14 protein-coding genes are annotated in these 14,367 nt (G+C 41.2%); 7 read left to right on the top strand and 7 right to left on the bottom strand.

From position 1 onward, the window contains the following. Positions 1-182: 182 nt before the first annotated feature. Both HWQ41_RS32440 and HWQ41_RS32435 read left to right on the top strand, forming a co-directional pair. Positions 183-722, top strand: coding sequence for a Dps family protein (locus HWQ41_RS32440; RefSeq protein WP_292772094.1), 540 nt, complete (start codon positions 183-185; stop codon positions 720-722). Positions 723-1,067: 345 nt separating this feature from the next. Beyond that, entirely contained in the window at positions 1,068-1,835 is a 768-nt protein-coding gene (locus HWQ41_RS32435; RefSeq protein ID WP_292772092.1) for a ChaB family protein, read from the top strand. Between the two features lie 176 nt (positions 1,836-2,011). Here the strand turns inward: HWQ41_RS32435 and HWQ41_RS32430 are convergent, their stop codons facing one another. Beyond that, positions 2,012-2,182, bottom strand: a complete 171-nt coding sequence (locus tag HWQ41_RS32430; protein WP_292772112.1) for a DUF2391 family protein — start codon at positions 2,180-2,182, stop codon at positions 2,012-2,014. A gap of 149 nt (positions 2,183-2,331) precedes the next feature. Between HWQ41_RS32430 and HWQ41_RS32425 the strand changes: the two genes are divergently transcribed. Then, positions 2,332-2,514 carry a CsbD family protein gene (locus tag HWQ41_RS32425; RefSeq protein WP_292772090.1) on the top strand — a complete coding sequence of 61 codons (183 nt, stop codon included), beginning with the start codon at positions 2,332-2,334 and terminating at the stop codon, positions 2,512-2,514. Between the two features lie 120 nt (positions 2,515-2,634). Here HWQ41_RS32425 and HWQ41_RS32420 read toward each other — a convergent pair whose 3' ends face one another. The 5 genes from HWQ41_RS32420 to HWQ41_RS32400 form a co-directional block, all read right to left on the bottom strand. After that, on the bottom strand, positions 2,635-2,883 hold the full coding sequence (locus HWQ41_RS32420; protein ID WP_292772088.1) for a DUF2262 domain-containing protein: 249 nt from the start codon (positions 2,881-2,883) through the stop codon (positions 2,635-2,637). A 125-nt stretch (positions 2,884-3,008) separates the two neighbouring features. Next, positions 3,009-3,413, bottom strand: coding sequence for a hypothetical protein (locus tag HWQ41_RS32415; protein WP_292772086.1), 405 nt, complete (start codon positions 3,411-3,413; stop codon positions 3,009-3,011). 234 nt (positions 3,414-3,647) lie between these two features. Next, positions 3,648-5,351: a DNA mismatch repair endonuclease MutL gene (gene mutL, locus HWQ41_RS32410; RefSeq protein ID WP_292772084.1), complete on the bottom strand. Its 1,704-nt coding sequence runs from the start codon at positions 5,349-5,351 to the stop codon at positions 3,648-3,650. Between the two features lie 146 nt (positions 5,352-5,497). Next, entirely contained in the window at positions 5,498-6,097 is a 600-nt protein-coding gene (locus HWQ41_RS32405; RefSeq protein ID WP_292772082.1) for a DUF1003 domain-containing protein, read from the bottom strand. 360 nt (positions 6,098-6,457) lie between these two features. After that, on the bottom strand, positions 6,458-6,730 hold the full coding sequence (locus HWQ41_RS32400; RefSeq protein ID WP_366931735.1) for a Precorrin-3B methylase: 273 nt from the start codon (positions 6,728-6,730) through the stop codon (positions 6,458-6,460). Positions 6,731-7,204: 474 nt separating this feature from the next. Between HWQ41_RS32400 and HWQ41_RS32395 the strand changes: the two genes are divergently transcribed. After that, entirely contained in the window at positions 7,205-8,938 is a 1,734-nt protein-coding gene (locus HWQ41_RS32395) for an alkaline phosphatase family protein (protein ID WP_292772078.1), read from the top strand. Between the two features lie 280 nt (positions 8,939-9,218). Here HWQ41_RS32395 and HWQ41_RS32390 read toward each other — a convergent pair whose 3' ends face one another. Next, a complete protein-coding gene (locus HWQ41_RS32390) occupies positions 9,219-9,635 on the bottom strand; it encodes a hypothetical protein (RefSeq protein ID WP_292772076.1) in 417 nt (138 codons plus the stop codon). A 588-nt stretch (positions 9,636-10,223) separates the two neighbouring features. Between HWQ41_RS32390 and HWQ41_RS32385 the strand changes: the two genes are divergently transcribed. The 3 genes from HWQ41_RS32385 to HWQ41_RS32375 all read left to right on the top strand — a co-directional run bounded on the left by HWQ41_RS32385 (position 10,224) and on the right by HWQ41_RS32375 (position 14,351). Continuing rightward, a complete protein-coding gene (locus HWQ41_RS32385) occupies positions 10,224-11,204 on the top strand; it encodes an aldo/keto reductase (RefSeq protein ID WP_292772074.1) in 981 nt (326 codons plus the stop codon). A gap of 229 nt (positions 11,205-11,433) precedes the next feature. Beyond that, the gene (locus tag HWQ41_RS32380; RefSeq protein WP_292772072.1) at positions 11,434-13,395 is read left to right on the top strand and encodes a beta-ketoacyl-ACP synthase III; all 1,962 of its coding nucleotides are present in this window, start codon (positions 11,434-11,436) and stop codon (positions 13,393-13,395) included. After that, complete coding sequence (locus HWQ41_RS32375) at positions 13,392-14,351, top strand: hypothetical protein (protein ID WP_292772070.1); 960 nt, start codon at positions 13,392-13,394, stop codon at positions 14,349-14,351. The genes HWQ41_RS32380 and HWQ41_RS32375 overlap by 4 nt, the downstream gene beginning before the upstream one ends. Positions 14,352-14,367: the final 16 nt, after the last annotated feature.

Raw genomic sequence — 14,367 nt, 5'->3', positions numbered from 1 at the left:
AGCTCAAAAAATCAAGAAAGTTCGCTAATTACTAGATTATTGGCTTAATACTACCTATTAAGGCATAGGTATAATTATGAATTAGGTAATGAATTTAAACTCATAATGTTTCCTTTGGTTGATGTGGATTATTTGGAAAATTTGATAAGTTAATAGATAAGTTTGCTTAGGGATGGAAAACAATGCGTGCGATAAACATTGGTTTGACAGAAGAACAGCGTCAAGGTGTAATTAATCTGTTGAATCAAGATTTGGCAGATGCCTATCTACTATTGGTGAAAACCAAAAAGTACCACTGGGATGTCGTTGGCCCTCAGTTCCGCTCTTTGCACCAGCTGTGGGAAGAACACTACCAAAAGCTGACTCTGAATATTGATGCCTTGGCAGAGCGGGTTCGTGCTTTGGGCGGTTTCCCAGTTGGCACATTGGAAGGATTTCTCAAGCTTGCTACCCTCAAGGAACATGCTGGTAATGTTCCTACAGCAACAGGGATGGTAGCTAATCTAGTAGATGATCACGAGCAGGTTATTCGTAACTTGAGAGACCATGTGGATCAGTCTGGTGAAAAGTTCCACGATCAGGGAACTGCTGACTTTTTAACTGGACTGCTGGAACAGCATGAGGAGATAGCTTGGATGCTGCGTTCATTTATTGAAGGCGAAGCACTAGATCCAGATGGTAGAAAGCCAGCAGCAGAGGCTAAGACACCTGTAGGTGTATAACTCATAACGTCTGAGTTAAGGATGGCTGACTGTCAAACCAGTTGAGGGAGGATTAATTCTTCCCTCAACTGGTGTGAAAGAATTAATCTGCCTGCATCTACCTATTTACCATATTCATAGGACTTACGCACTATACAAAATCATCATGATGTGGATTAACAAAAATAGGTTGTTTCAGGCTTTGATTAATTATTTTTTGCTCGTAAATAGACCATGCTGTAGGGGAAAAGCCATGCTAAACCCCTACGAAAGATGTGGTTATTCACGTTACACATATTTACTATTTATTGTCAATGCGTAAGTCCTGATTCATTACAAAAACAACATAAAACAAGGAGTATTTAAGTGCCTGAAGTATATAAAGCAGAGCGTACTATCTCTGCTGTATTCAAAGAACAGAAGCAAATTGATGATGTGATTCGACGTTTACTAGATAGGGGTGTGCCTAGAGATCATATTTCGGTCATGGGCAGAAACTTCCAGTCGGAAACGAGAATCGCTGGCTTTATTAGTAAAAAAGATGTGATTCTGGGAGGTTTGAGAACAGGGGCAGTTTTTGGTTCCTTGTTTGGTTCCTTTCTCAGCTTGCTCACGGGTGTAGGTGTATTGTTTATTCCCTTTGTCGGCTCAATCGTGGCAGCAGGGCCTATTGGTGCAGTGCTGTTGGGGGCTGCCAGTGGAGCGATCGCAGGTAGTGCAGGTGCAGGTCTAGTATCGGTTTTAACTACTTTGGGGATGCCAGAAGATAAAGCGACTATCTACCAAACCCGCTTACAAGCTGGCGAATTCTTATTGATGGCAGAAGTTCCGAGCGATCGCGCTGGCGAATTTCAATTGCTGCTCGAAAGTGCTGGTGCCGAAGAAATTAACACGATTGAAAAAACCTTTGCTCGCCCTTGTCCTGGACAGTGCAACAGTCCAGAGGACTTGTCTCCTGAGGTTCGCGCTCATCTTTCTAATGAAGCTCAACGCACGTTCATTGAGCGCTATAACACTGTCTTTAATGAGAAAAATGACGAGTTCACGGCTGAACAAGCTGCTTGGGAGACTGTTCATCAGCAATATGATGAAGATGAAAACGGCGTTTGGTCAAAAGCCAAGGTTAAAGCTTAAGGATTTCCAAGAAATAAATTATCTAGGGCTATTTGGTTCTAGACATAAACCGCCCAGAACTCAAGTTCCGCGGCTCATAACTAAAGTCAGTTAAAACAGACCATAACTTTACTTTTTCTCAGTCGTACTAAAGACGAATGAGTGTTATTAGGACTGAGAATGAATTCTAAGGCGGGCTAGATGAGAATGAAAGAGGCGATCGCTTCTACACTATTCATTGCAGCTTGATCAGCTAACCAGGTATATCTGCGTTTCCGAAAGCCTTCTATGTGACTGAGCAAGAAAACCACAATAAACATCAATGCGATCGCCATCATTATCAGTTGTGGTTTGGCTAGTAATCCAATTTTACATTGCGTGTTCCTGTGGCATCCCGCATCTATCTTAGGTTAATATAATTTACCAAATTATTCTATCGGTTGATGGAAGTAAAAAACAATACGCTATTGTTAGTTTATGTAATAGCTGAATCAACTATAAAGTGGAAATAAAAACTATGACTGCTGAAAAAAGAATAGAAGCTACTGCAAAAAATATTGAAGGGAAAATTCAAGAGGTTGTGGGTGAAATAACCGGTAATCCACAAGAGAAAGCTGAAGGACAAGCAAAGCAAGCTGAAGCCCAAGTTGCTCACACTGTAGAAAACATTAAAGACGAACTTAAGAAATCTTTAGACTAATTTCGCTTGTGCAGTGCAAATAGCGATTTTAGTGATGATTCATTGCTGAAACTCTAACATTAATTACTCCACTTACTAGAATTTAGTGGAGTTTTTGCATTAGCGTAAAATCTGAAAGGGTTAATTACTAACAACTTGGCTCTTAGCATATTCAACAGCATATTCTTTTGCATCTTTAGCATAATGCTTGAAATCTCGTATAACACTACTAGCTCTGTCCAATGCTGATTCGACCTTATCGTTATCATCTGTTGAAAGACTAATTGAAAGTTGTGTTTCATAGAAAATAACTTGGCTTTCATACCAATCTAATTCGGAATTATACCGTAGATATCCCAAAGTTTCATGTTTGATGTCGGGGTAATTCATGTTTTTTTAAATGCCAAGAAACTTTAAGTGATTTAACAAGAATTAGATATTAAATTAGATTTACTATTTGTTAGTATATTTACTTGCTCAACTATTTATAATTTTCTTAATTTAATAAAATTATTTCACATATTCTTTTGAAGAATATCAATTATCTGGTTAAATCTAGGATCACGATGATAACCACACAATAAAGTAAAAGAATGAGAAGATCCATTTTCGAGAGCTACATAATAAAAATCATTATAGTTAGTCATGATTCCATGTTCTGCGTCCATTTGAAACTCCATGATATTTAGTAAAACTAAATTTTGAAGCATGATATCAAAATTTATTGGGTTAATTTCTCTATATGTAATAATTTTTGGGATTGGATTTTTCTTTATTGTTTCACCTGTAATGCTTTGAATAAAGTAACATTTACCTGTTGGCATTTTCCACCATCTGACTATATCAGTTCCTTCACCTAAGCATTGTCTAAGACGATAAATATGTGCTATAGCATCTACTTGCCCCATGTTGTATTCCATTTTTCTCTCCAATTTTGTGCTTGTTCTCTTAGTACAGCTTTGCGTAAAACCTTGGCGAATTGAGAGTTGGAATTTAAACGCATAGGCGCTTCGCCTTCCCGCAGGGTAGGGGCGTAGAGGTAAGCAGAGGATTCGCTACCAATTAATGAAATATTGTATTTAGTGCTGTTTTTTAGTTGTCGGTTTCATTTTTACACCTATTGTAAGATGACTAAAGATGTCTCACCGAAAACATCAAATTCCATGACTTTTACCAATTACCCAATTACGCCGGAAAAACCGGGCTAAAGCTGATTCTTCTAAGGATAGATAAATTGGGCGTCCGTGGGGACAGGTGCGGGGGTTGCGAGTGCGTTGCCAATCATCTAAAAGTGTCTGCATTTCTTGGTGGTTCATGGGTGTACCATTACGAATGGCACTACGACAGGCGACAGCTACTTGGGCTGTTTGTAAATCGCCCCCCAAACTAAGTTCTAAAATTGCTTCTGCACAGTCGTCTCGCTGCTGCAAAGGTGCGGGTATGTTACGGACTGCCCAAAGTTGTTCGCCAAAGGGTTCTATTTCTAAACCGATGCGTTCTAGTTGCGATACTTGCGCTGGTGACAATTGATAAAGAATGATTGGCGGTTCGATAGGGACAAGTTGCCAACTATCACACAATTGCTCATACAAAACTCGCTCATGGGCAATGTGCTGTTCCACTAACCACATACCACCTGAATGTTCCGCCACAATATAGGTGTTGCTAACTTGAGCGACAGCCTTCAAGGAGTTAGGAGTTGGGAGTGAGGAGTTAGGATTTTTGTGATTTTCGTTGGGATTTTGAGGATTAAAATTGTAGCTGCCTTTGGCTTCTGCGGCTTTGAGTAATTTACTAACTCGTGTTGTGTGAACAGCTTCTTTGAGATTAGTGGAAGAGATGCTGAGTGCTTGATTAATTGCTTGGGTAATTTGCTCTTGCCAATAAATGATTTCGTTGAGGTAAATTTCTGTTTTTGCTGGATTGCGATTCCAGTTAATTTGATCGGGGGAAATGGCAAGATGTAAGAAACAAATTGGATAGCGATCGCGTGGTAATGTTCTATGAAATGCTGATAAAATTGTTTGCTCTAGCTCCGGTGTTTTAACCATCCGTCCGTTAATGGCTACACGTACCCAATCTGGACGATGACGATGACAGCGATCAGGTAATCCTACCACTAAATTTAGTGAGGAGTGAGGAGTTAGGAGTGAGGAGTTTGGAGGGTTGGGTATTTCGAGTTTCACTTCTTGCAAGTCACCTTGTCGCACTTGGGGTAAAATCTGCGGTAGCAGCTGCCCAGTTGTGGCGGCGGGACAGATAGTGAACCATTGACGGTCATTTTGCCAAATCTGCCAGGTGACGTGGGGATGACACAGGGCGATTTGTTGAATTGTGGCTTGCACGGCTTTCATTTGCTGTGCTGCTGTGGGTAATCCCTGACGACGTGATGAGCAATTACCGAAAAGATGAGAAACTGTAACTACTGTACCAGGTGCGATCGCAGTTACTTCAACTTGCACAACTTCCCCACCATCGCCATAAATCATCCGCAATCCTAATTTTCCACCCAGAGGACGACTCAAAATTTCCAAATCTGCCAGAGTAGTCAAACTGTGCAACGCCTCACCACGAAACCCCAAACTGTTAATTTTCCATAAATCGGCACTAGAGCGAATTTTACTGGTGCTGTGGGCTGTGGCTGCTTGTTGCAAATCATCTAGGTTCATTCCACAACCATTATCTGCCACACGAATTCGCCATTGCTGCGGCCATAGAGAAACCACAATTCGCGTTGCACCTGCGTCTAGGGAATTTTCTACCAATTCCCGCACCACAGAAGCTAAAGAGTCAATTACCTCTCCAGCTGTAATGAGATATACGACTTCTGTTGGTAGAGCCTGAATAGTAGATGCCATAAATTATAGTTTATAGCTTCTGGGGGCAGGGGAAGTGGGGGGAGAAATAAATTCACGCATTCACGCATTCACGCATTCAAGAAAAAGACTAGCTTTTTTGGTATGTCTTGACGCGAGAGCGTACTGTCGAATGGCAATCACAGTCTTTATCTGTGGTTACGTTTTTTGAGCTTTTTTCTCTTGAGTGCTAACTGCTGAAGTCGCTCAATTTCAGTTAGCACATCTTCGGGCTTAGTTTCCATTTCTAAGTCAGCAAGCTCACTGTCTTCATCATTGTCAATCCCCATTTTGTCTTGAATAGCATCAAGCATTTGCAATACTCGTGTGACTTCATGCTCAGTCAGTAGTGCAATTTGTAAGTTTAAGTTGGCGCGATACTCACTTTCTTCACTAAGGCGGTTTTGACTAATTAGCACAAATGTTGACAGAAAAATTGCTTCCAGCGATACTACCATTGTCAACAATCCGTAGGGAAATGGATCAAACGGATGCACACCAATTTTTCCAGTGTTCAAAGCAATCCAAGCTCCGAACCAGACAATATGTACGTAAACAAAAACTATATGTCCTGAAAAAGACGTAATAGCATCGGCAATTTGGTCTTGCAAGTTTCGTTTCTTAGCAGCCTGAAGCCGAAGACGGATAATAGTGCGAATATTCCGTTCTATGACTTTAGACAGTAGTGGATTATCATCTTCAAAGTCTAAGTATTTTTTTTCCTCTTCGTTCATGCCGCCTTGCTGCATAATTCTAATGTCCTGCTTTCCATACCACTTTGAAAATATACTGGAACCTGTCCCACTAATAATATTTGTGCTACAAAGCTTAAGCTTATTGAGAACTGAAAACGAAAAATTAAGGTTTTCAAGCACATTTTACGAAAAGAAGTAGGAAATTTTAGAATAGTGGGATAGATTCAAATAAAAAAATACTCAACTATTTCTTGTGAGGTGGGCGTCTCGCCCACCTCACAAGGTCTTAATTGTTGCCACCGTCAGCTATAGCAGTCCTAAATGATTTATGAAATTCTCTGTTTCTTTTCTTCTCTGCGAGACGCTGCGCGATGGCGGTTCGATAATTTTCACAACTGATTTAGGATTGCTATATCATGGCGTTTTTGATTTTCGTGCTGACTTTGGCGGCGTTCGGTGTGCGCCAAAGTATTTCTCACTGCGGTAACGCAACCACACCCGCAATACTTGCGGAATCTGTTCTTTTTGTTCCTTGCTCAGAGTGTTGTAAAGGGCTAATGCTCGGTTGCGTTCACCTCTACAGGCAGCGTTGTTGTGGGCATCCCAATAACTGCGGGCTACCCGAATTCGCCGACAGACTTCTTTAATTAGCGCGTCTTCCGTAAGTGGAGTGTCTTGCTTTGTCATACTCAGATGCTGTAGCTTTCTAATGCCATCGTAGCGAGTCAGACTCATTCTCACAATTGCAACCGAAAGGAGGGTAGTGGAATAGTTGCGTTCACCTCTAAATCTATTCTGACAAATAAAAAAACATCCCAAATTTTCTTGTGGGATGAGTGTCCGCACTACGTGCCGCTACGCGAACACTCGTCCCATATTCAGGGCGGGCAGGACTTCGGCGTGAGCGCTCAGTCGAACGCTGTCCACCCCACAAGATGGATAATTTATTTCCTGTCAGTCCCTTATAGCTAACACGCAATCAAGCTTGATCCATGATTCAATTGAATACTAAAGACCCAAAGAGCGGGAAATATCAACATTTGGAGATGTATGCAGATTGTTTTACCTAAGATATATAAAACTTTTCTTCTACTAGCCACTATTACACTCGTTACAGTATTGATAGTTTCAGGTTTTGCTAAGATAAGACCTCAACACAATGTGATAATTTTCATTACCGATGGATTGCGGCCTAGTAAAGTTAATGCTCAGGAAACTCCTAATCTTAATGAAATTCGTCAACAGGGTGTAAATTTTGTCAACAGCCATTCGCTGTTTCCTACTTTTACTACAGCTAATGCTTCTGCGATCGCTACTGGGCATTATCTCGGTGACACTGGCGATTTTAGCAACACAATTCATGTTGGCTTTCCTGTCAATAGTGCCAGTAACAGTCCAGTTCCTTTCTTAGAAAATGACGCTGTTTTGGGAGAACTCAACCAACACTTTGATGGTAATTACTTAAACGAAGAAAGCCTATTAGATGCCGCACGTCAAGCCGGATTTAGCACCGCAGCTGTGGGGAAGATTGGGCCAGTCTTAATTCAAGATGTAACTCAACGAACTGGTAAACCCACAATCATAATTGATGATGCCACCGGTTCTCAAACAGGAATTCCTCTGAGTTCTGAAATAGCTGAACTATTCACCAAAAATGGAATTGCTTTAACATCTCCAACGCGAGGAGATAATGGCAAACCTGGCAACAGCACAGTATCAGGAACAAAAGTAGCTAATATAGTTCAACAACAATACTTTGCCGATGTCACAACAAAAGTGCTATTACCTCTATTCAAGCAACGGCAAAAACCTTTTGTTTTAATTTATTGGTCACGCGATCCCGATGGAACTCAGCATAACCAAGGTGATAGTCTAAATACTCTCATTCCAGGGATTAATGGCCCCACTTCACTCGCTTCTCGTCAAAATGTCGATAGAAATCTCGGCCAAATCCGTGCCGTTCTCAAACAGCTAAATTTAGAACCTTCTACAAATATTTTTGTGACGGCTGATCACGGTTTTTCTACCATCAGCAAACAGAGCAAAACCAGCTACTCAACAACACTTAATTATTCCGATGTTCCGAAAGGATTTTTGCCACCTGGTTTTCTAGGTATTGATATCGCTCATGGTTTAGAATTGCCTTTATTTGATCCAGATAAGCAAAATGCTGCTGTTGATCCAACTCAGGGTCAGCTTTCTAAAAACGGGTTGATTGGTAAAGAACCCAATAAACCTGATGTGTTAGTGGCTGCTAACGGTGGTTCAGATTTGATTTATTTACCTAATACTGCAAATCGCAAAGCACTTGTTAAACAAGTTGTAGATATCCTCTTAAAAGAAGATTACGTTAGCGGTTTATTTGTAGATGATGCATTAGGCTCCATTCCAGGAACTTTACCCTTAAGTGCGATCGGGCTTCATGGTAAATCTCATCTTCCTAGTCCGGCGATCGCGGTAAACTTTAGGACATTTGATACTGGCTGCGGCAACCCAACTGCCTGCGGTGTAGAAGTTGCAGACTCTTCTTTGCAGCAAGGACAGGGGATGCATGGCTCTTTTAGTCGTGCTGATACTTACAATCATATGGCTGTGAAGGGCCCTGACTTTAAGAAAGCTTTTGTAGACCGAGTACCAGTGAGTAATGCTGATGTGGCTATTACCTTGGCTGAGATTTTAAATTTGAAGATTCCCCATCAAGGAAAACTTATAGGTCGTGTTTTACATGAATCCTTGCTCAAAGGAGCCAGAAAAGTTTCTTTTAAATCTCATACTCTGACATCTCAACCAGCTACTAATGGATTAAAAACGATCCTGAAGTATCAAACCGTTGGCTCAACTCGATATTTTGACGTTGCTGGTTTTCCTGGTCGTACACTCGGTTTAGCAAAATAGTACGCCATATTTTTATTGGAGAAAATAAAAAAGTTACTCTACCTTGTTTCTTGGTAAAGTAACTAGTTAATGTGGCTAGGTGAATCCAGTAGACGAGATACAGCAGAATTCAGAAGCGGAGCCGGAGACGCTCCGCCAAGGCGTCAGAATGGGCTACGCCCCGCTGCGCTAACAGAAGTAAAACAGGCTTTATACCTGGGTTTAAGACTTAGCTTGTGTACTTCACCAACTTGAAATCTGCTGTATAGGCTGTATTCTTTAGAGAGACATCGAGCAAATCTTAAATAAATTCCAGTTCATCTATAAAAACAAATTCGCACTCAATTGGTGAGATCCAAACATGACAAATTGTGTCATCGTACACTTCGGCTTCAACCGTAATTCCTGGCGTCAGATATTTATTACCCACAAAATCAGAGTTTCTAAAGTAAAAATCTCCACCCACTAACAATATAGCTGGCTTCAATTTACCCTCTTTTTTAGCTTGGTAGTATGCTTGGGAAAGTTCTTCATTGGTGGGGTGATGACGTACATACTTCATCACTGATTCCCAATTTTGGGGACTTAAACTTGATTTTAAACTGTCAGATAAATTTGTGTTTTCTTTCTTTTTCTCTTCTAGTTCCAATTCCATTTTTTTGAAATAGAATTCCAAAGCTGACTTAGTACTAATTTTATGAGTTTTAGCAATTGTCATGATATGAGCAACAATCTCTAAATCTTTAATCGGGTCGGAGTCCATCTTTTATATCCTAATTGTTAGATTCTACATCAGTTGATACTCATATATTTACAATAAATAGGGCTGCACATTAACGCCTAATATCAAGAAACATGGAAATCTCAGATTTTTGACTATCAGCAACGAGTAAGGGAAAGCAAGCCACCTCTTCAGGTGACATTACATTATTCACGATCGCACCCAACCACTGCGACCCAGACCGGATTGATCCGCTTTTGCTGCGGCTTGTGCCAATGTCGTTTTATGGAGAGATAAAGAAAGGGTGATCTCTACGACGGGGTGCGCCTACGCTCGTAATTTTTCCTCTCTTGGAGACGCTACGCGAACCCTTGAATGAGTGCGTAGGCATCGCACTGCTACTATTTAAATTGCTTGACAAGAAAGCTGCCTGAACAGGGCTGGTAATATGAATGTGAAGTCCCCGCAAATCAACCTACTTGTATCAGTAAATACTTATAATAATAGATGACTTGGTGATCCAGAAAGGGATAATCCTGAAACACCTAATATTCTAAGACCAATTACTGACTAGGAAATGATTTTATGAGAACCAGAAAGTTAGGCAAACAAGGGTTGGTAGTTTCAAATATCGGACTTGGTTGCATGGGAATGTCTGAGTTCTATAGTGGTCGTGATGAAATTGAGGCGATCGCTACAATTCATCGGGCGTTAGAACTTGGGGTAAATTTTCTCGATACTGCTGATATGTATGGGCCCTTTACTAATGAGCAACTAGTAGGCAGAGCAATTAAAGATCGCCGAGATCAAGTAGTATTAGCAACCAAGTTTGGTAATGTCCGCACTGAAGACGGTGGTTGGAAAGGGATTAGTGGCAGACCAGAATATGTCCATCAAGCTTGCGATGACTCCCTAAAACGCCTGGGAGTTGAAGTGATTGACCTCTATTATCAACATCGCGTAGATCCAACCGTACCCATTGAAGATACTGTCGGGGCAATGGCAGAGTTGGTCAAGCTTGGTAAAGTGCGCTATCTAGGACTCTCGGAAGCTGCCCCTGCGACAATTCGACGGGCGCAAGCTACTCATCCTATTAGCGCACTACAATCAGAGTATTCTTTGTGGAGCCGCGACCCAGAGGATGAAATTTTACCTACTGTGCGGGAATTAGGAATTGGGTTTGTTCCCTATAGCCCATTAGGAAGAGGGTTTTTATCAGGTGCGATCGCTAGTCCTGATGATCTGGCACCTGATGACTATCGAAGAAATTCTCCTCGTTTTCAAGGTGAAAATTTCTCTAAGAACCTGCAATTAGTAGAGCAAGTGAAGGCAATTGCCAGCGAAAAAGGAGTAACTTCTAGTCAGCTTGCTTTAGCATGGCTATTCGCTCAAGGAGAAGATATTGTGCCAATTCCTGGTACAAAACGCCGTACTTACTTGGAGGAGAATGTTGCAGCTACCGAAATTACCCTGACTGAACAAGAGTTGAATCGACTTGAAGCAGTTGCACCAAAAGGTGTGGCAGCAGGTGAGCGCTACTCTGACATGAGTAGTGTTAACCGTTGATCCATCTAGGTGCTGGAGTATTCTGCTTTTGATCAGCGTAGGCGAGGAGAGCGGTGGTAAACTACGCTCCTCTATTTTTTCCTCTTTGAATAAGGGCGGCACATTCCGGTGATCTGCTGGCTCCTTCTACCAAGAGCTAGCCTCCAAGGTGGGTGAGGCTATCGGCGTGGCTGATGGTGAGCCAAAAGGTTTAGTACAGCTATCTACCATTTAACAAATAGTTCCTACTATGAACAGCGCTTATATCAACAGTATCGGGAAATTTTTACCAGGTGAACCGATTAGCAATGACCAGATTGAAGACTACCTGGGTAAAATCGGTGGACAGCCTTCTAAAGCCAGACATCGCATCCTCAAAAGTAATGGTATTCAACAGCGTTACTATGCTCTTGACCGACAGCAGAACACGACCTATCTTAATAACCAGATGGCTGCTGCTGCTGTACGCGATGCACTCTTGAAGATGAATTTAGAACCGATTGCGGTTGATTTGTTAGCTTGTGCTACTAGCTGGCCTGATTTATTGATACCCGGATTTGGCAGTATGGTACATGGCGAATTACCAGAGTTTTCTTCTTTAGAAATTACTTCCAGTCAGGGCGTTTGTTGTGCTGGTGTCGCTGCATTGAAGTATGCAGCATCTCAAGTTAAATTGGGGGAAAAACAGGTTGCTGTTGCTGTAGCATCCGAACTAGCGTCTCGTTTATTTAAACGCACTCACTTTGAAACCCAATCTCGATTCCAAGATGGAGGAAAATTACCTTTTGATACTGAATTTCTTCGCTGGATGCTCTCAGATGGTGCTGGCTCATTCTTAATTCAGAATCAGCCAAGAACCGACAATATTAGTTTAAAAATTGAGTGGATTGAACTAGTTTCTCATGCTAATTCTTATCCTTTATGTATGTATGCTGGTACAGAAGATGAAACTGGTCAAAAAAGTTGGATGGATTATCCATCTTATGCTGATGCTGCTGCTTCTGGAGCCATTAATTTACGCCAAAATATCCGCCGACTAGATGATGTAATCAAATTGGGAGTTGAAGGTTGGTTGAAGTTGATTGAGTCCCGAAGAGTTCAACCAAAGGAAATTGATTGGCTTTTGTGCCACTACTCTTCCCACTTCTTCCGAGGAAAAATCGTTGAGCTTTTACAACAAGCTGATTGCATGATTCCACAAGAGAAGTGGTTTACCAACCTCTATACACGGGGTAATACTGGCTGTGCCTCAATTTATCTGATGCTAGAAGAGTTATTTTATTCTGGGAAGTTGCGCTCAGGTGAAAAAATCTTCTGCTTTGTGCCGGAGAGTGGACGCTACACAACGGCTTACATGATGCTGAGTGTAGTAGAAGCATCAACAGTTGCCAGAGGCAATTTAACAGGACAATCTGACTCTTTGCAGAACAGTAATTCAACCCAGGAAATTAACTTCTTGCACCCTAACTCACTCTCCCTAAACCAACAAAGAGAAGAAAATATTCAATTTGCATCTGTTAATTTTCCTCAGGGGAGCATTCAAACAGAACAACCAAACTCGGTTGCATCTGATTTACTGCGTCAATTAGCACAAGTCTGGTTGGAGTTTGAACACCAGTTGCGTTCTGTGCCGATTGTTCGCAAATTGCATCGGGGCGCGTTTACTCTGGAAGACTACAAAGCTTTGTTACGTAATCTGCGTCCTCAAGTTGTGGAGGGAGCGCGTTGGATAGCTCGTGCTGCATCGAATATGACAGATTTTAAGTTGCGTTCTACCTTTATTGGTCATGCACAAGATGAGCATCGTGACTATCAGATGTTAGAACGCAACTATGTCTCAGTTGGGGGCGCGTTAGAAGAAATTGTTCAGGCTCAAAAAAATATTGGTTCGGAAGCGCTATCTGCGTTTATTTTCCATCAGGCATCACGGGAAAACCCAGTTGATCTGATTGGCAGTATGTTCATTATTGAAGGTTTAGGAAATCAGTTGGCTGCACAGTGGGCTTCCCTAATTCAGAAAACTTTGGGTTTGCGAGATGACCAAGTTTCTTTTTTAGCTTATCACGGTGCTAATGATCAATCCCATATTAACAAACTACAGTCGATTATTAATGCTGACTGGATGACTGCTGAAATCAGTTCTGGCATTGTTAAAACAAGTCAAGTCACTGCTCGTTTATATCAATTACAACTTGAGGAAATTAAGTTATGAAAGAAATATTAGAATCACAAATTCTACAGTCAAAGCAACTACCAGAACTCCAGGAATCCCAAACCCATAAACCTTGGATATCACAACTACATAATCGACGTGACCCCAACGCTTGGGATGCTCTCTACTTGGATGCAGCGATTCCTGTTGACCCACTTGCAAAAGCTTGCATGATTCGGGACTTACAAGTTTGGACTCGCCACTATCTGTTAATTCCTATTAAGCTGCTAGCGAATGTGCTATTGGCACTGATTATGACTGTCAAGCGCTTGCTGCCATTTCAGTTTAATGCACATGGTTTTATGCACAAATCTGCTGCATTTTTCCTCAAGCATTTTGTCTCACCAGAAGCTTGTTATTTGATTGTGCGTCACATCTGTATTGGCTCTAGCATTATCAATTTTCTGATTGATAACGGGCCTGACCCAATGATAGAAAAATCTCAACTTTATCCACGTACAGTTGATGACTTAGCTACAAAAATTGCCTTTTTAGAGCATGACCTGATTCTTTATAACTTTCTCCTTGACTATCACCAGGCGCAACAAGCAAATCCCCAATGGTTAGAACAACTCAAACAAAGAGAACTAAATTACGATAGTATTACGCCTGTAAAGGTAGATATAGATTTTGACACCCGTCCTCCTTGGAAGATTCTTGACTTGGAATCAACAATTGAGCTTTTTAAAGTGTTTTACTCCCTGTGTTTAACTAGTGATGAATTTACACGAGCAGTGCTATCGCTACAGTTTGATGAAAATTTGTCCGTATACATTAGTACAATTACTGATGATTATAACTGGAATCATCTAGTTACAAATCGCCATGCTTTAGCACCAAACAGTCCTTTCCAAGCCGCCCGTGATTTAATCATGCATGGGATTATTACTGAATATCTTCATCACTATCTGGAAATTGGTCATTCTGTAAAAATCTTTGAAAAAGGCAAGAGTTAGTAAGGCATCTATCCCC

It is taken from the genome of Nostoc sp. NOS(2021) (assembly GCF_017115025.1).
Classification (GTDB): Bacteria; Cyanobacteriota; Cyanobacteriia; order Cyanobacteriales; family Nostocaceae; genus Nostoc.
Note: the sequence above shows the minus strand (reverse complement) of the source record. Positions and strands in the feature narration are given on the sequence as shown.

Coding starts and splice junctions, on each gene's coding strand:
- HWQ41_RS32420 (WP_292772088.1), bottom strand. CDS start 2,883: ATGAATTACCCCGACATCAAACATGAAACTTTGGGATATCTACGGTAT.
- HWQ41_RS32375 (WP_292772070.1), top strand. CDS start 13,392: ATGAAAGAAATATTAGAATCACAAATTCTACAGTCAAAGCAACTACCA.
- HWQ41_RS32390 (WP_292772076.1), bottom strand. CDS start 9,635: ATGACAATTGCTAAAACTCATAAAATTAGTACTAAGTCAGCTTTGGAA.
- HWQ41_RS32380 (WP_292772072.1), top strand. CDS start 11,434: ATGAACAGCGCTTATATCAACAGTATCGGGAAATTTTTACCAGGTGAA.
- mutL (WP_292772084.1), bottom strand. CDS start 5,351: ATGGCATCTACTATTCAGGCTCTACCAACAGAAGTCGTATATCTCATT.
- HWQ41_RS32385 (WP_292772074.1), top strand. CDS start 10,224: ATGAGAACCAGAAAGTTAGGCAAACAAGGGTTGGTAGTTTCAAATATC.
- HWQ41_RS32405 (WP_292772082.1), bottom strand. CDS start 6,097: ATGCAGCAAGGCGGCATGAACGAAGAGGAAAAAAAATACTTAGACTTT.
- HWQ41_RS32440 (WP_292772094.1), top strand. CDS start 183: ATGCGTGCGATAAACATTGGTTTGACAGAAGAACAGCGTCAAGGTGTA.
- HWQ41_RS32425 (WP_292772090.1), top strand. CDS start 2,332: ATGACTGCTGAAAAAAGAATAGAAGCTACTGCAAAAAATATTGAAGGG.
- HWQ41_RS32415 (WP_292772086.1), bottom strand. CDS start 3,413: ATGGAATACAACATGGGGCAAGTAGATGCTATAGCACATATTTATCGT.
- HWQ41_RS32400 (WP_366931735.1), bottom strand. CDS start 6,730: ATGACAAAGCAAGACACTCCACTTACGGAAGACGCGCTAATTAAAGAA.